The sequence below is a fragment of the Corynebacterium faecale genome (assembly GCF_030408735.1).
In the GTDB taxonomy this organism is placed as follows: domain Bacteria; phylum Actinomycetota; class Actinomycetes; order Mycobacteriales; family Mycobacteriaceae; genus Corynebacterium; species Corynebacterium faecale.
The window spans coordinates 1,731,735-1,748,548 of the sequence record NZ_CP047204.1 but is presented as its reverse complement, the minus strand read 5'-3'; the positions used below and the strand labels follow the sequence as shown (position 1 = coordinate 1,748,548).

The 16,814-nt window shown below is 59.9% G+C and carries 16 protein-coding genes; 9 read left to right on the top strand and 7 right to left on the bottom strand.

The window, feature by feature from the left end; all coding sequences use genetic code 11:
- Nucleotides 1-32: 32 nt before the first annotated feature.
- The gene (locus tag CFAEC_RS08005; RefSeq protein ID WP_290275788.1) at nucleotides 33-635 is read left to right on the top strand and encodes a hypothetical protein; all 603 of its coding nucleotides are present in this window, start codon (nucleotides 33-35) and stop codon (nucleotides 633-635) included.
- Between the two features lie 121 nt (nucleotides 636-756).
- Nucleotides 757-2,109 (top strand): DUF418 domain-containing protein, encoded by a 1,353-nt coding sequence (locus tag CFAEC_RS08000; protein ID WP_290275786.1) that lies wholly within the window; start codon nucleotides 757-759, stop codon nucleotides 2,107-2,109.
- 91 nt (nucleotides 2,110-2,200) lie between these two features.
- On the opposite strand, the gene CFAEC_RS07995 is transcribed toward CFAEC_RS08000, so the two are convergent.
- Together CFAEC_RS07995 and ppgK are read right to left on the bottom strand one after the other, a co-directional pair.
- Nucleotides 2,201-3,700 (bottom strand): RNA polymerase sigma factor, encoded by a 1,500-nt coding sequence (locus tag CFAEC_RS07995; RefSeq protein ID WP_290275784.1) that lies wholly within the window; start codon nucleotides 3,698-3,700, stop codon nucleotides 2,201-2,203.
- A gap of 477 nt (nucleotides 3,701-4,177) precedes the next feature.
- Nucleotides 4,178-4,930, bottom strand: a complete 753-nt coding sequence (ppgK, locus tag CFAEC_RS07990) for a polyphosphate--glucose phosphotransferase (RefSeq protein WP_290275782.1) — start codon at nucleotides 4,928-4,930, stop codon at nucleotides 4,178-4,180.
- Nucleotides 4,931-5,053: 123 nt separating this feature from the next.
- Between ppgK and CFAEC_RS07985 the strand changes: the two genes are divergently transcribed.
- On the top strand, nucleotides 5,054-5,911 hold the full coding sequence (locus tag CFAEC_RS07985) for an inositol monophosphatase family protein (protein ID WP_290275758.1): 858 nt from the start codon (nucleotides 5,054-5,056) through the stop codon (nucleotides 5,909-5,911).
- A gap of 164 nt (nucleotides 5,912-6,075) precedes the next feature.
- Nucleotides 6,076-6,366 carry a DUF4193 domain-containing protein gene (locus CFAEC_RS07980; protein ID WP_290275756.1) on the top strand — a complete coding sequence of 97 codons (291 nt, stop codon included), beginning with the start codon at nucleotides 6,076-6,078 and terminating at the stop codon, nucleotides 6,364-6,366.
- Nucleotides 6,367-6,455: 89 nt separating this feature from the next.
- Here the strand turns inward: CFAEC_RS07980 and CFAEC_RS07975 are convergent, their stop codons facing one another.
- Nucleotides 6,456-7,007 (bottom strand): DUF3093 domain-containing protein, encoded by a 552-nt coding sequence (locus CFAEC_RS07975; protein WP_290275754.1) that lies wholly within the window; start codon nucleotides 7,005-7,007, stop codon nucleotides 6,456-6,458.
- 125 nt (nucleotides 7,008-7,132) lie between these two features.
- Here CFAEC_RS07975 and dut point away from each other — a divergent pair, with 125 nt between their 5' ends.
- From dut to dxs, 4 genes are all read left to right on the top strand, one after another.
- The gene (gene dut, locus CFAEC_RS07970) at nucleotides 7,133-7,588 is read left to right on the top strand and encodes a dUTP diphosphatase (protein WP_435384280.1); all 456 of its coding nucleotides are present in this window, start codon (nucleotides 7,133-7,135) and stop codon (nucleotides 7,586-7,588) included.
- Between the two features lie 144 nt (nucleotides 7,589-7,732).
- Complete coding sequence (locus tag CFAEC_RS07965) at nucleotides 7,733-8,539, top strand: DUF3710 domain-containing protein (protein ID WP_290275749.1); 807 nt, start codon at nucleotides 7,733-7,735, stop codon at nucleotides 8,537-8,539.
- Nucleotides 8,540-8,632: 93 nt separating this feature from the next.
- Complete coding sequence (locus CFAEC_RS07960) at nucleotides 8,633-9,874, top strand: class I SAM-dependent RNA methyltransferase (RefSeq protein WP_290275747.1); 1,242 nt, start codon at nucleotides 8,633-8,635, stop codon at nucleotides 9,872-9,874.
- Nucleotides 9,875-10,079: 205 nt separating this feature from the next.
- Nucleotides 10,080-11,999, top strand: coding sequence for a 1-deoxy-D-xylulose-5-phosphate synthase (dxs, locus tag CFAEC_RS07955; protein ID WP_290275745.1), 1,920 nt, complete (start codon nucleotides 10,080-10,082; stop codon nucleotides 11,997-11,999).
- A gap of 27 nt (nucleotides 12,000-12,026) precedes the next feature.
- On the opposite strand, the gene CFAEC_RS07950 is transcribed toward dxs, so the two are convergent.
- Nucleotides 12,027-13,238 carry an HRDC domain-containing protein gene (locus CFAEC_RS07950; protein WP_290275742.1) on the bottom strand — a complete coding sequence of 404 codons (1,212 nt, stop codon included), beginning with the start codon at nucleotides 13,236-13,238 and terminating at the stop codon, nucleotides 12,027-12,029.
- 22 nt (nucleotides 13,239-13,260) lie between these two features.
- Nucleotides 13,261-13,878: a DUF3000 domain-containing protein gene (locus CFAEC_RS07945; protein WP_290275740.1), complete on the bottom strand. Its 618-nt coding sequence runs from the start codon at nucleotides 13,876-13,878 to the stop codon at nucleotides 13,261-13,263.
- Between the two features lie 310 nt (nucleotides 13,879-14,188).
- On the opposite strand from CFAEC_RS07945, the gene hemQ reads away from it, so the two are divergent.
- A complete protein-coding gene (hemQ, locus tag CFAEC_RS07940) occupies nucleotides 14,189-14,908 on the top strand; it encodes a hydrogen peroxide-dependent heme synthase (protein ID WP_290275738.1) in 720 nt (239 codons plus the stop codon).
- A gap of 117 nt (nucleotides 14,909-15,025) precedes the next feature.
- Here hemQ and msrB read toward each other — a convergent pair whose 3' ends face one another.
- A complete protein-coding gene (msrB, locus tag CFAEC_RS07935) occupies nucleotides 15,026-15,442 on the bottom strand; it encodes a peptide-methionine (R)-S-oxide reductase MsrB (RefSeq protein ID WP_290275736.1) in 417 nt (138 codons plus the stop codon).
- Nucleotides 15,439-16,782, bottom strand: coding sequence for a glycosyltransferase family 87 protein (locus tag CFAEC_RS07930; protein ID WP_435384219.1), 1,344 nt, complete (start codon nucleotides 16,780-16,782; stop codon nucleotides 15,439-15,441). The genes msrB and CFAEC_RS07930 overlap by 4 nt, the downstream gene beginning before the upstream one ends.
- Between the last annotated feature and the right edge of the window lie 32 nt (nucleotides 16,783-16,814).

The window sequence follows — 16,814 nt, the reverse complement described above, 5'->3', positions numbered from 1 at the left end:
CCTGAACCACATCACCGAGGAAGGCACCAATCATGACCAATCCCAACTACCCTTACGGCGATCCGGGCAATACAGGTGGTAATACAGGTGGCAACCCAGGTGGCGGCAACCCGGGGAATCCCGGGGCCACACCGGATTATGGTTCATATGGTTCCACCGGTGGGGCAGGGGGTGGCGAACAGTTCTCCGGTGGTTACCCGGGTGCAGGTGGGGCGCAGGACCCCTATGGTACCAATTACGGTGGCGGTTTTGAGAACTCCCCGATGAACGCTAAAAAGAACAAGCTCGCCGCGTGGGCTCTCGGGCTGGGTATCGCCAGCATCGTGGTCTTCTTCACCGTCTTCGCCGGCCCTCTCGCCGTGTTGATTCTTGCAGCTCCCTTCATTGCGGTGGCCGGTCTGATCGTCTCCATCGTGGCGCTCATCCGTGGCAAGAACTACCAGGGATCGAATAAACGCACCGGCTGGTCTGTCGGCGGGCTCATCCTGTCCATTATCAGCCTGATCATCGTGGCCTTCTTCGCCATCATCGTGGTGCTGTTCCTCAACAGCGGCATCATGGACTGTTTCACCGACAACTCCACCACCGCCGCACAGCAGGCCTGTGTGGAGCAGTTCATGAATGAAAACTTCTAGCAGTTGCTCCACCACCCCGCATGAAGGCCCCGCAGATCTGTGGGGCCTTCTCATTGCGCTTCACTGCCCTTTATAGCGTTCTGTCCAGCCACATCGACCTTGACATGTGAGGATGTTTGACATGATCACACGCCCCCCTGACCGTTCCGCTCAGCAACACCGGATACTCTCACCCGACCTTGCCCGTGGAATCGCCCTGCTGGGAATCGCGCTGGCCAATGTGGCCACAGCATGGCTCCCCTCTGATACCAGCTATCAGGCCCACCGCCTCGGCGGGATGGTCTCCGGTTCCCTATGGGAACAGATCGCTGTGGTCATCAGCGCGATGTTCATCCATGTCCGTGGACTTCCGATGTTCTCCGCGATGCTGGGTTATGGCGTGGGCATGATCGTGACCAGTCTCTGGCGCAGGCAGTACCCGGAAGGTAGAGCACGGGGAATTCTGGCGCGGCGGTACGGATTCCTGGCCCTATTCGGCCTCCTCCACATGGTGTTTCTGTTCTGGGGTGACATCATGTTCTTCTACGGTGTGGCAGGCATGATCTTCGCGGCGATGATGACACTCCGTGACAAATCCCTGTGGTGGTTTGCCGGGGTGATGTTCGCCGTCTACTCCATCGGAACCGTGATGGTCTCCGTGGCCCTCCCCATGATGATGGGTGATGGTGCAGCGTCTGATTTCACTGCGATGACCCAGGCACCTGAGAGCTACGGCGGCTACCTCCTTTTCGCGCTGCTCATGGTGGTTGGGCAGGTAGTCGCGATCCCCGTGGAGATCCTCATGCTCATGCCGGTGATGATCGTCGGATTCATCGCTGCACGTCACCGGGTGTTGAGCAGGGTGGATGAATTTCGCAGGCAGCTATGGGCAGCGGTGGGTGTCATGCTTGCCGTCGTGGTGCTGGTCGGATTGCCGTGGGGTCTGGCGGAGATCGGGGTGCTGCCCACCTCATGGGCGCCGATGCTTTCGGGACTCAACCAGGCCTTCGGTGTTCTCACCGGCCCGGGAATCGTCGCCGCGGTGGCCCTGCTGGCCCAGCCTTTGCAGCGCCGTCTCAATGAACAGGCCGCGCAGGGGGAGACCGCGCAGGGGAAGGCCGTCAGGTTGCCTCTGTTCCCACGGATGATCGCGGCGCTCGGTGCGCGGTCCATGAGTGGCTACGTTTTCCAGTCGTTCCTGCTGCTCATCATCACCCAGTCGTTCACACTGGGCCTGGGAATTGGCCAGGGGATCCTGGGTGCGTCGGCTGTCGCGGCAGGGGTGTGGCTGATCACCATGTTCCTGGCGTTCGCGCTGGAACTCGCCGGACGCCGCGGTCCCTTCGAAGCCGTACATCGTCGCATTTCCTACGGCAAGAATGGTCTGCAGGATCCCTATGTGGATCCACAGAGCTCCTCTTATGCCGACATCCCCGGTGCTCGTCCTCTCGGAAGCAACACATATGAGAATGACAGCAACCTGGACCGGCGTTGATCTGACGGATTAACGGAACGCAGAAGGCGCCCGCACCCTCGTTGTTTCACGAGAGCGCGGGCGCCTTGATGCTTTTTACCAGGGGCTCATTCTAGTCCAGGTAGTCGCGCAGCACCTGGGACCGTGATGGGTGGCGCAGCTTGGACATGGTCTTGGACTCGATCTGGCGGATGCGTTCACGGGTCACACCATAAACCTGGCCGATTTCATCCAGGGTGCGTGGCATGCCGTCGGTCAGGCCGAAGCGCAGCTTGACCACACCTGCTTCACGCTCAGACAGGGTTTCCAGAACATCCTGGAGTTGATCCTGGAGGAGTGTGAAGGAGACGGCGTCAACGGCGACAACTGCTTCAGAGTCCTCAATGAAGTCACCGAGCTGGGAGTCACCCTCATCACCGATGGTCTGGTCCAGGGAGATCGGCTCACGTGCGTACTGCTGGATCTCCAGGACTTTCTCCTCGGAGATATCCATCTCCTTGGACAGCTCCTGCGGGGTGGGCTCACGGCCGAGCTCCTGCAGCAGTTCACGCTGGATGCGTCCCAGCTTGTTGATGACCTCAACCATGTGAACCGGAATACGGATGGTTCGGGCCTGGTCAGCCATGGCGCGGGTGATGGCCTGACGGATCCACCAGGTGGCGTAGGTGGAGAACTTATAACCCTTGGAGTAGTCGAACTTCTCCACGGCACGGATCAGGCCCAGGTTGCCTTCCTGGATGAGGTCCAGGAAAGCCATGCCACGGCCGGTATAACGCTTGGCCAGGGACACCACGAGACGGAGGTTGGCTTCCAAGAGATGGTTCTTAGCCTTGCGGCCATCACGGGCGATGGCACGCAGGTCGCGTTTGACCGCAGGGGTCAACTTCGCGTCCTTGTCACCGGCAGCGAATGCTTCCTCCATCTCCTCCATCTTGTGCGTGGCGTAGAGGCCGGCCTCAATGCGCTTGGCCAGGGAGACCTCCTGCTCGGCATTGAGCAGGGCGACCTTGCCGATCTGCTTGAGGTAGGCGCGCACAGAGTCAGCGGAGGCTGTGAGTTCGGCATCCTTGCGGGCCTGGCGGAGAGTTGCGGATTCATCCTCATCCCAGACGGAGGAACCGTCGTCCTCTTCCTCCTCGGTTTCTGCACCGAGGGGCTCGACGCCGTCCTCTTCTTCTTCGACCAGGTCGGTGTCAATGAAGTCGGGATCCTCCTCGTCCTCAACGACCTTCCCCCCAGCATCATCTTCGATGGTCGGATCGATCACCTTCGGGGCAGCCTTGGCCGGAGTGGCCTTGGTTGCGGTCTTCCGGGCGGGAGCCTTCTTTGCCGTGGTCTTCTTGGCTGCAGCCTTGCGGACGGTCTTTTTCGCCGTCTTCTTCGCAGGTGCCTTCTTGGCTGCGGTGGTGGTCTCTGCGGCAGTGCTGCCCGTGTCAGTGGTGGCGGTTTCGACGGTGGCGTCAATGGCCGCAGGTGCCGGGGTAGCGGAAGGTGCGTCGGTCGGACTGTCCTGAGTCCCGAGGGGTGCTGCAACCCGGGGTGCCGCCTTGCGCGCTGTCTTACGTGCGGTCTTCTTAGCGACCGTCTTTTTAGCTACGTTATTTTCTACCATGCTGCTCTCCACGGCTCCTGGTGCATTTTCATCGACGTCTTCGACTGATCCGAGCGATGCTGTGAGGATTCAGTGGTTACCACTAATGTCCTTTCGCCTTGCTTTTCCGGGTGATGGTTTCAGGTATAAGTACATATATCCAACAACAGGAATGATTATTTGTTCCCGAGAAACGCCGAATAAAAGCACCCAGACTTGAAATACATCGTTTTAAGAAATGGTCAGCCGATCAATTGCTCCATGTCCCTGCTGCCGTATCCCGGAAAGTCTCATTGGCATCCACTGGTTGGGATAATGCTCTGAGTCATAGGTTTCTTGGGAAGTCACAAGGGCGAATCAATCTCATGGTTAACTCTTGTCCACGATCAGCAGCCCAGTATAGATGATCGGCTGCAGGGGTGTCACAGTGGGGCCAGGTTGCGTTACCCCAACGGTCGCCTCGAATCAAGGTCCCCGTTACCCCGGATGTACCCGGCGCTAAGGCGCCAGATGCTTTGCGACGGCCATCGCGGCGCCGACAATTCCGGCACGGTTCCTGAGCTCAGCCGGTACAACGTCTGTCTCCACATCCAGGAGGGGAATCCACTTCTCATGCTTGCGTGAGATGCCACCCCCCACGATGATCAGGTGAGGATAGAACAGTCGCTCATACTCGTTGATGACCTTAGACACCTGTTTTGCCCACTTCTTCCACGACAGATCCTCATTTTCCTTGACTGCCGCTGAAGCACGGTGCTCCGCCTCCTCGCCATCGACGATGAGGTGGCCGAGTTCGGTGTTGGGAAAGAGCTCGCCGTCCATCAGGAAGGCAGAACCGATTCCAGTACCGAGTGTGAGCAGGATGACCGATCCCTCGCGTGCCTTCGGGTTGCCGAAGGTGGCTTCTGCGATGCCGGCGGCATCGGCGTCATTGAGCACAGTGATTTCCCTGTCACCCAGATGCCGCTGGAACAACTCGTGCACATCAGTGCCGATCCACTTCTTATCAATATTGGCTGCTGTGAGCGCCACCTGACCGCGAACGACCGCTGGAACGGTGATGCCGACCGGTCCGTCCCAGTCGGCCTGCGTGAGGATCTCGGCGACGACCTCTGCAACGGCATCAGGCGTCGCCGGTTGGGGAGTGGCTATCTTGATGCGCTCACCGATGAATTCACCGGTGGACAGATCCACTCTCGCCCCTTTAATGCCGGAGCCTCCAATATCGATCCCAAATCCCGTTTCAGTCATGGGCCCAAGTGTACAAACCAGTCGGCGTTTCGGCAGGGAACCACCAGCAATCGCACCATGAGTCAGGGAACTGGTTGTTCATCTCCCTGACGGTGAAGGGAAAAACCAACAATGATGGTGTGTATGGGACCTACATCAGCACAGACCTACTCCTTCAATGAACTCCGGGCCATCGCCTCAGAGACAGCCACGTTGACCGCCGCACGGATCCGGGACAAGCGTGCGGAGCTGGGCAACCTCTGGGATTACACCAACACCAAGAGTTCCTCCGTTGATCCGGTGACCATCGTGGATACCCTGGCTGAGGATTTCATCGCCAACCGTATTCAGGAACTGCGTCCGGAAGATGGTCTGATCGGTGAGGAGGGGACCGGTGCACCTTCGCTCAGCGGAGTCACATGGATCGTGGATCCCATCGACGGCACCGTGAATTTTGTTTATGGCCTTCCCCAATATGCGGTCTCCATCGCCGCAGCAGTTGACGGCGTGGTGGTGGCCGGCGCGGTCATCAATGTGGACACCGGTGTTCTCTACAGCGCTGCGCGTGGCGAAGGTGCCTATAAGTACCTTCCCGAGAAAGATGAGATCGTGCTCCTGCGCGTCAATGATGTCTCCGACCTGAGTCAGGCTCTGGTGGCTACCGGATTCAGTTATTCCGCCACGCGCCGTGGGCACCAGGCCGAGGTGCTCACTTCGGTGCTCCCCGCGGTTCGCGATATCAGACGGCTGGGCAGCGCTGCCCTCGATCTCTGCCTCCTTGCTGATGGGCAGGTGGATGTGTATTACGAGCACGGTCTCAACTGCTGGGATTATGCCGCGGGAATTCTCATCGCGGAGGAGGCCGGTGCCCTCGTGCATGCCCCCGGGTTGTCCATTCCGGGTCAGTCCGGTGAAATTCTGTATGCTGCGCCACAGCTGGTTTTTGACGCGGTGGAGGCACTATTTTCCGGAATCGGTGCTCTCAAGCCTCTCAGAGCGTGATGTCACTAATTAAACCTATTTGATGTTGCCTTAATTAAGGCCCTCTGACCAGCGAGTATGACAAGCGGACTTTTCTCATTTACTATGCGCGCTAAACGCTGCATGACATTTGCTGAAGTGCGCAAAGTTGAGAGATGACACCAACCCACTCGGGAGGAAACCAGATGGCCACCGATTACGATGCTCCGCGCCGCCGCGTCGAAGATGAACTGGAGACAGACTCCCTGGAGGGATTGAAGGCGGTTGAAACCGCCAATGACATGGATGATGACGGCGAGATCGTGGAGTCCTTTGAGATTCCCAATATCGATCTCTCCGGAGAGGAACTCAACGTTGACGTGGTGCCACGTCGCGAGAACGAGTTCACCTGCGCCAGCTGCTTCCTGGTTCAGCGCAATAACCGTAAGTCACACACCGAGGCGGACGGTTCAGTCATCTGCCTTGACTGCGCCTGATCACCCTCAGCTGCATCAATCAAATAACCCCGTCCCAACAACCCATGCTTCGATGGGGTGGAGACGGGGTTTCGTGACTTCCGGGTGGCTTATTTGAAGTCAGCCAGGGCATTTTCCGCCTGGTCTGGCACGAAGGCGCGCAGCAGGGCTTCTGGGTCCCGGCTGCCGATCAGCCAGTAGGGGGTGGGGTCTTCGGGATCATCGAGTACCAGCATCACCATCTCGTGTACCCACCCATGCGACACCACGAAGGCTGCCGGGTCCAGCTGGCGACCCATCGCATTGCGTTTCGCGGTGGCCGGTACCGCCAATGAGCGGGACACCACATCATGGGGGAGGTTGGCCTGCCCTGCGATCAGCCATCGGGTGCCGTCTGCATCCTCCTCCACCGAAATGATCGTGTTGGACATGGTCAGCAGAACCCAGACAGCGATGACGGTGAGCACCACAGCGGGGACGTAGACCCACAGATCACTGCGGTTGAGGCCGAACTGGGCCGTCAGGAGAGCCACCAGGCCGGCCATGGCCAGCCACCAGTACCACGGGACCCACTGCCGCTCGCGGTAGATGACGCGGGCACCTGAGCCCGTGTTCTCGGGGCCGGTGGGGTTCACAGAATCAGCACGATGGGAATCAGTCACAATAGGCAATCCTATCTCACCCCGACCACAGCACCATTTTCCGAGTACGGAGCCTTAATGCACACGGGGGTCTCCGGTATGGGGTGCCGGGGGGTACTGAGTATTCTGATCCTGTGACTGAGAACCTGAAACCCATTGACAATGTCCGTCTTCAGAGGCTGGACAAAGACCTGCCGATGCCGCGCCGTGCGCACCGCGGTGACGCCGGGGTGGATTTACATGCCACCGCCGATGTCATCATCCCTCCAGGCCACAGGGAACTGGTGGGTACGGGTGTGGCCATTGCCCTGCCACTGGGAACGGTTGGCCTCGTGCACCCCCGTTCTGGTTTGGCTGCACGGGAGGGGTTGAGCATCGTCAACGCCCCGGGCACCATCGATGCGGATTATCGAGGGGAGATCAAGGTCTGCCTGATCAACCTGGACCCGGAGACTCCGATCGAGATCAGCCGCGGTGACCGCATCGCCCAGCTGATCATCCAGCGTGTTGAGCTGGTTGACTTCATTGAGGTGGAGCAGCTTGACCAGACCATCCGCGGTGACCGGGGCCATGGCTCCACCGGGGTGAACGCAGATTCCTGAGGTGGTCTGCGGTGGCGGGAAATCCCCAGGCCCCTAGACTTGAGCGGATCGCGTGGGAGACAACAATCCGCGGAGAAGCTGACTACCGTGGTGAACGTAACGCCCCCCGCGCATCGTTAATGAGAAGGGACCGAAAGGGAGATCATGGCACTGTGGCCGTTTGGAAAGAAGAAGGATTCTGCACCCGACCAGCACATGGAGGAGCAGGAGACTCATTACAACGATGTACCCACCCAGGCGGAGGAGACAGCCCCAGCTGAGGTCACTGCCACCGATGAGCCTTTAGATGATCAACCGGATCCCATCCATGACGCGGTGAACGGGGCCTCAGGTCCATATGATGCTGGCGAGGTCAACTTCGATGACTTCGATTTCTCGGATTTCTCCAAGGGCACACTGGATCTCGGTTCCTTGAAGATCCCTCTGCCGAAGGACTCCGAGGTGCAGGTGGAAATGGGGGAGCAGGGCCCCAGGATGCTCCATGTGGTGACCCGTTACGGCAGGATCACCCCTGTCGCCTTCGCCGGCCGTAGCTCAGCTGGACAGTGGCGCGAGGCCACGAAGGAGATCGCCGAGGGAATGCGCAAGGACGGACTCACCGTCCGCGTTGAACAGGGCCCGTGGGGCAGGGAGGTTGTTGGTGAGGCCAATGACCGTCAGATCCGCATCGCCGGTGTGGATGGCCCGCGGTGGATGCTGCGCATGACCATGATCAGCCCCGCGGACCGATCCGAGGAAATGAAGGAGCTTGGCCGCGAGGTGATTGCGCGCACCTTCGTCAACCGTGGGGATGCCCCGATCCTGGCGGGAAGTCCACTGCCCGTGGCCCTGCCTCAGCAGTTCGCCGATCAGATCCAACAGGCGATGGCTAAGCGTGCAGAACAGCAGAAGCAGGGTCTGCAGCAGAACAACCCTGGTGACAATGCAGGTAATGCGACCCCGGCAGGGTAGTGTTGTCTGCTTCTGCAGCCCACGCGATGGGCTGGATGCCATGTCTGATCGTGCACATGGTCCGAGATCAACAAGAAAGAAGGGACCAGTCACATGACTGATACCGCCGAACTCAACAAGGGTGACATCATCACCGTCGAGGTCATCCGCCCTGCCCATGGTGGCGAGGGAATCGGACACCACGGTGGGCGCGTCATCTTCGTCCACGGCGGCATCCCCGGTGATGACGTGGACGTGGAGATCACCCAGGTGAAGAAGCGTTTCGCCCGTGGCGCCGTGGTGAAGGTCAACGCTGCTTCGCCGCAGCGTGTGGACTCCCGGTGCCCGGCTGCCGCTGCAGGGGCCGGTTGCTGCGATTACGCGGAGCTGTCGCCGGAGGCAGAGCTGGATCTCAAGGTCCGGGTTGTCACCGACCAGCTGGAACGAATCGGTGGCCTCAGCAACGTGGAGGCACCCGAGCGGGTTGAGCTGGCACCCGCACAGGGCTGGCGCACCCGCGTGCGGCTCGGCGTGGATGCCTCCGGTCGTGCAGGGTTCCGCAAGGTGAAGTCGAATGATCTGGTCACCGATGTTGCCTGCTCCCAGGTGGCCCCGGAGCTTCTCCGTGGACTGGTGGGCCCTGATGCCCGGAAGTTCACCCCCGGAGCTGAAGTGATCGCAGCCATCGATGACCGCGGTCAGCGAACCGTCGTTGAGTCCCGTAAGGCCTCACGTGGACGCCGTGCCGAGACCATCCTCGATGTGATCGAGGGGGATGGCAATGTTCAGCAGACTGTTGGCGACCACACCTGGACATTCCCGGTCACTGGTTTCTGGCAGGCACATGAAGCGGCTCCCCGTGCCTACTCTGATTTCATCGCCGAGGTACTCGCCGGAACAGAGCTGGTGGACGTCGATAAGCGTGGCCCGGTCGCCTGGGACCTGTACGGGGGTGTCGGCCTGTTCGTGCCTGCAATGGCCCGTGAGCTCGGCGCGCACGTGCATTCCGTGGAGCTGTCCGAGGGATCCGCTGAGGCGGGGGATCAGGCCCTGGAGGGGCTGCCCGTCACCTTCCACAATGGGAAGGTGGAGTCGGTTGCTTCCCAGTTGCCCAAGCCTGATGTGGTCGTGCTCGACCCGCCGCGCACCGGTGCGGGTTCCCAGGTGCTCGGTGTCATCGCCGAGGCGAAACCACAGCTGGTCATCCACATTGGTTGCGATCCAGCGACCTTCGCCCGTGACGTGGCCGACTGGTCCACCAATGGCTACACCCTGGATCGCCTGGCCGTTTTCAACGCTTTCCCCGGCACCCACCACTGTGAAACCATTGGTGTTTTCAGCCGGACGGTGTCATAGAAACCTGGCCATGAGCCAGTCGGTTACCCGCTAACATCCGGGTACAGAGTAAGATAGCCACAATATTGCAGGTGATTGTGTACGGCTTGTTTCCCAGGTTCGTACCCCGATCGCCTGCCGACTTGCATGTTGCCTCCCCAACACCGCAGGACAAGTAGTAAATTTCCGTCCGTTTCCGAGAAGCAAAGGTGCCAGACTCACGCCCATGGGAATCCTGAATCGCATCTCAACACCTGCTGACCTCAAAGCCCTCAGAGAAGAGGATCTGGAGCCCCTGGCGAAGGAGATCCGTACCTTCCTGGTGGACAAGGTCGCAGCCACCGGTGGGCACCTCGGCCCCAATCTCGGGGTGGTGGAACTGACCATCGGTATGCACCGGGTGTTTGATTCGCCACGTGAACCGATCATCTTTGACACCTCTCATCAGTCCTATGTGCACAAGATCCTCACGGGACGCGCGGATGACTTCGACTCCCTCCGCCAGCAGGGTGGCCTGTCCGGCTACACCAGCCGTGCGGAAAGCGACCATGACTGGACCGAATCCTCCCACGCATCAGCAGCCCTGTCCTATGCGGACGGAATGTCGAAAGCATTCCAGCTGGATGGGGACAAAGATCGCAATGTGGTGGCTGTGGTGGGTGACGGAGCCCTCACCGGCGGCATGTGCTGGGAAGCTCTGAACAACATCGCCGCAGGTAAGGACCGTAATGTGGTGGTGGTGGTCAATGACAACGGACGCAGTTACTCACCGACCATCGGAGGTTTCGCCGAGAATCTCGCCGAACTCCGCATGGAACCTTTTTATGACCGCGTCATGGAACAGGGCAAATCCACCCTCAAATCCATGGGCTGGGTGGGGGAGCGCACCTTCGAGGCACTCCATGCCTTCAAGGAGGGCGTGAAGAGCACCGTCATCCCCACCGAGATGTTCCCGGAACTGGGTATGAAGTATGTGGGCCCGGTTGATGGACATGACCAGAAGGCCGTGGACAACGCACTGGCCTACGCCCGTGATTTCGAGGGCCCGATCATTGTTCATGTGGTCACCGAGAAGGGGCGCGGTTACGCCCCTGCTGAGCAGGACCTCGCTGAGCTCATGCACGCAACGGGTGTGATGGATCCCCTGACCGGAATCCCGGTGTCCACCTCCAAGCCCGGTTGGACATCAGTGTTCAGTGATGAGCTGGTGCAACTCGGTGGACGCCGCGACGATATCGTTGCGATCACCGCAGCCATGGCAGGTCCAACCGGACTCTCAAAATTCGCAGCCAATTTCCCGGAGCGGTTCTACGACGTGGGCATCGCTGAACAGCATGCGATGACCTCTGCAGCCGGATTGGCGCTCGCCGGTAAACATCCGGTGGTGGCGATCTACTCCACCTTCCTCAACCGTGCCTTTGACCAGCTCCTCATGGATGTGGGCCTGCTCAACCTGCCGGTGACCCTGGTGCTGGACCGCTCCGGGATCACGGGTAGTGACGGAGCCAGCCACAATGGTGTGTGGGACATGGCTCTGACCTCGATCGTCCCCGGTATTCGTGTCGCCGCCCCACGGGATGAGAACGCATTGCGCGAGCTGCTGGCTGAGGCCGTGGAGATCAACGATGGCCCCACCGTTGTCCGTTTCCCCAAGGGTGATCTTCCGGTTCCGCTGGATGCCGTTCACACCCTGGAGGATGGGGTCGACATCCTGACCTACCTGGAGGCGGAATCCGCCGAGGATGCTCCGGATGTTCTCATCGTAGCCGTAGGCGAGCGCGCCACCGCGGCAGCTGAGCTGGCCAACCGCATCGTGGCCTCCGGTGTCAACGTGACGGTGGTTGACCCGCGGTGGGTAATTCCAATCCCGCAGTCCCTCGTGGCCATGGCCGCTGATCATGATCTGGTGATCACCATCGAGGACGGGGTGATCCACGGTGGCGTGGGTTCACTGCTCTCAGATGCTTTGAATGCCGCAGAGGTGGACACCCCGCGCCGACAGATCGCCGTGCCACAGAAATTCCTTGATCACGCCAGCCGCGGCGAGGTTCAGGCTGCCCACGGTCTGGATGCTGACAGCATGGAAGCCACCGTCGCCGGCTGGATGGACCGACTCTTCGGCGGGGACGATCAGGCCGAGGACTAGATCGAGGACCAGACCGACGACTAGACCTTATCGGGTCAGAAGGCCGTCGATGAGAATCGGCGAGACCTGTTCCACCTGCCATGGGCGCACATCATAACTGTGAAGTGCGCCCATCAGGCTTTCTTGATCATGGATTTCACCGGTGTTGGTGGCCATCCACACCACTGCCCGCAGGCTGGCGGGTTGGATGAGGTTCTCACCCGGCATATTGAGCTCTGCACCCAGGTCATCGATGTCAGCACGAACAGCCTGCAGCACCTCATACTCCTCGGAATAGAAGGAGCTCCAATAGCGACGGTCCGGAACGGACTCGGTGCGGGGCAGGGGGCGCGGCCAGGTCTGTCTCGGTGATGCCAGCGCGCGGTTGATAATACGCATCCACCGCTTCACCGTATTGGCGTTTCGTCCCGGGAAGCCCTTGACCTGAGCCAGCGCGTTCGGGGAGCGCGGTAGTGTGCGTGCGGTTTCCACAATGACCTTGTTGGAGAGAACCCGGCCGGCCGCCAGATCACGGCCGGAGGCATAGGCATCGCGTTCCATCCACATTTCCCGGGCCACCACCCGCTGTTCCGGACGCTTGAGGGTGGAGATTCCCTTCATATCAGTCCACGCCGGTGTCGGGGGTTCAGTGGTATCGGCGAACCGGGAGCGGATATGATCAAATTCCTGCTCAGCCCAACCGAGTTTCCCCTGCTGATCCAGCATCTCGGCCATGACATCAGCCAGTTCCGGGAGCATCTCCACATCGAGCGCGGCATAGTTCAGCCAGTCATCGGGGAGCGGGCGTTGAGACCAGTCTTCCGCCCCGTGGCCTTTACGGAGGTGGAGATCAAAGATCTGCTCCACCATGGATGCCAGGTTGACGTGTTCGAAGCCGGCGAGACGCCCCGCGAGCTCAGTATCAAAAAGCTTGCCCGGACGGAGGTCGAGCCATGCCAGACTGGGCAGATCCGTGGCAGCCGCATGGATGATCCATTCCTGCTTATTGATCACCGGTCCGAGTGTCCGTGATAACTCAGGACGGAATGATTCAGGATCAAACAGGAGGGTGCCCGAACCTCTGCGACGGATCTGGATGAGGAACGCACGGTCGTCGTAGCGAAACCCTGATGCCCGCTCTGTGTCGATTGCGAAGGGACCAGTTCCACCGGCCAGCACATCCGCCGCCGCTTCAAATTCTGCGGGGGTGGAAAGCAGTGGTGGAATGCCGTCGCGGGGCTGAAGTAGATCGGAAGCCATGGCTACCAACTTACCTTCGTACCTACCTGTGGAGTTCAGTCACACCCTCTGGCGGGAGACCCGCCACGGAGGAGAGCACGGTGGCGAATGCCTCCACATGTGCGGTGAGGTCAGTGCCGGTGGCGGTCCAGGATGCCCGCATCTCCACCTGATAGGCACTGGGGGGTCCACCGATCTCGCCGAAGCGAACTGAGGTGGTGGAGGTGACGGTGCCACCGAGATTGGTGTGCTCGGCACCGTTGCGCGCCAGACCTTCGGTGAGCCATTGCCAGGCCACCTCAGGAAGGAGCGGATCGGAGGCCACGGCGTGGTCCATGTCTGCCTGGATATAGGCGACCAGACGCATGGTGCCCTCCCAGGTTTCTTCCGCACCTGGGTCATGGAGGAGGATGAGTCGACCGAAGGAGTCGCCGTCACTGTCCTGCGCAACAATGTCCTGCTCGTCCGGTACGTTTACCTCCAAACCGATGGCATGGGAAAACGGAGCCAGACGCTGAGGGGGCCTGATTGTTCCCAGAGTTATTTCCGGGCGCAGGCGTGCTCTGTGCATGGACTCTACCGCCGCGGAGAACTCGGCGGGAGTGCCCTCAGCCTGCTGTGCTGGCGTCGTGTGCTGAGAGGTCGCTTCGGAATCGATCACAGTGTGAAACTTACTGGGAGACTGTTGTAGTAGGGGGAGGCGCGCCGTTCAATCCTTTATTGAGCAAATATCTGTGAATTTTCATGCGTATTATCCTCGCACCTATCACTATGGAAGCCCATCACTGGCAGCGTGACGGTTCTCCCTTTTGGGGGTCGATTGTCCACGGGCACCCAATCAAACTTATGATGGACACGATGGTGCGAGTTTTCAACCCCGTTCCGCCGATTGGGTCATGGACTGGAACCGTGGCGGTTCGCACCAGATTCTCTCGTCCGCAATCGGATCACCGTCGGAACAGATGGGATCCATGAAAGGAAGAAAACCTGTGAGTGAGCTCGACTACGACAAGCTCAATGATGTGCAGCGCTACACCCAGTGGGCGATTTTCCGAGCAATCCCCGGAGCCCTGGATGATGACCGCACCGCGGTGATCGAGCAGGCACGCACGTTCTTCGACAACCTTGTGGCAGAAGGCAAGGTGGTCATCCGTGGTATCTACGATGCCACCGGTCTGCGCGCGGATGCCGATTACATGATCTGGTGGCATGCGGAGGAGTTCTCTGATCTTCAGAAGGCCTTCTCAGACTTCCGTCGCACCACCATCCTGGGCCAGGTGTCCGAGGTGTTCTGGATCGGCAATGGCATCCACCGCCCATCCGAGTTCAACAAGCAGCACCTCCCAGCCTTCATCATGGGTGAGGAGCCGAAGGAATGGATGACGGTCTACCCCTTCGTCCGTTCCTATGACTGGTACATCCTGGAGCCGGCCAAGCGTGGTCGTATCCTGGTGGAGCACGGTCAGGCTGCGGCTGACTTCGCGGATGTCCGCGCCAACACCGTCAGCGCCTTCTCCCTCGGTGACTACGAGTGGATGCTGGCTTTCGAGGCCGATGAGTTGGACCGCATCGTCGACCTCATGCACAAGATGCGTTATACCGAGGCCCGCATGTACGTCCGTGAGGAACTGCCGTTCGTCTCCGGGCGTCGTGTTGCAGACATCGCTGAGCTGATTGAGGTTCTTCCTTAGTACTTTAAGTACTTCAGCCGCGCTCAGCGTCGGTCATAAAAGGTGCCTCTGGCACTGCCTGGAAATCGGCGGTGTCAGAGGCACCTTCTTATGTTTGATCGGTGGCAGAAGTCCCGATTATTGCTCGGTGACCGGACGTTCCTCCAGGGTCAGGGAGAGGGAGTTGATGCAATAACGCAGATCAGTCGGGGTGTTGAAGCCTTCACCCTCGAAGACGTGGCCCATGTGGGAACCACAGTTGGCGCAGAGTACCTCAACGCGGCGCATGCCCAGGGAGAGGTCTTCCTTCTCAATGATCTTGTCACCGGCCAGCGGGGAGAAGAAGGAGGGCCAGCCACAGTGGGCATCAAATTTCTCTGTGGAGCGGAACAGCTCGTCACCGCAGGCACGGCAGCTGTAGACACCCTCGGTGGTGGTGTCGGTGTATTCGCCCACATGGGGAGGCTCGGTGCCGGCCTGGCGCAGCACGTGGTATTCCTGCGGATTGAGTCGCTCGCGCCATTCCGCATCGGTGATCAGCTTGAAGTCGGTCATGTCGTCCTCTCGTTGTGGTCAGATAGTGTGCTTGCCGCGGTTGCTCCGCCGGTGAAGTATCCGGAGCTGGGTGGTGCGGTGGTCTCGGGGACCACGACCACGCGTTTGCTGCGGATATCCATAACGAACCAGATTACCGTCGATACAAATGTGACTGCTATCAATAGACCCCAACCAGCGGTGGCCCGGAAAAATTCCATCCAGCGTGCGATATCCGGCCAGTGCGGTGACGCGAACGTAGATGGCGTGAGGAAGAAGAAGGCCGCCACCCACGCCAACCAGTTATGGAACACCGACCGAGAACCCAGCAGGGTGAAGATCATCGGGAAGATCATCATCGAGTAGTACATCTGCCCCAGGGAAGACAGGAAGAACACACCCGTGAGCAGGACACCGGAAGTGGTGGCGGCCCAGAAGAACGGTTCGGTATTGCGGAAGCGCAGCAGCGCCAACACCGAGACACCCACCATCACACCGAACACCAGGAACCAGGTCAGTTCCATCCACCCGGGCATGCCGAAGTAGATAGCCAGACCAGGTAGCGAACTGTTGGCGAAGTCACGGGTCTCACCCAGGTAGGGGACCGTGCGGGTGATGTAGTCCGAGGCGCCGGGAACCAGCGGCCAGGCGATGACATTGAAAATCACCGGGATGAGAACGCCCACGATCAGCGCGCCCCACTGCTTCTTTACCAATGGCAGGAACAACAGCGGCAGGAACATCGGCTTAACCAGGATGGCTAAACCGATGATGAGCCCGCCAATCCAAGATTTTTTATGGATCACACACCACAGGAACAGCACCATCATCAGCAGCAGGATGCCATTGATATTGGAGAAGATCAGGGTGTTCTGCACCGTTTCGGTAAGCATGGCCAGCGCGATGGACAGCGGCCACACCATGCTGCGCAACGCGAACCCGACCATGCGGGTCAGCAGGCCCAGCGCAAGGACGATCGCTAGAAGGTTAACCGCGATGAACGCCAGGCGTGCCATTGTGAAATCACCGATATACCCCAGGGGTGCCAACAGGAGGGTGGCGCCGGGGTTGTAGAGATAATGGGGATCCACGTGGTGGTAGATCTCGTTGTACACCGGTGTGCCCTCGATGAAGCGACGCAGCGCACTGTAGACGGTGGTGAAATCATCAGTGACGGAACCGTTGACCGCCCGGATGAAGAACCGGTGCCCCATCAGAAGGATCGCCAGGGGCCATCCGACGGCGTTGCCGATCCGGTCCCAGGAACTGCGGCGCGGTTGCGGGCGGGGAACGTCCGGGAGGGGTGCGGGGGGCGTGGACAAGCTTTCATTGTCTGAAGGCAGATTTACTGGGGAACTCACCGTTTCAATCTAGCCAATGGTGTGGAGACGTT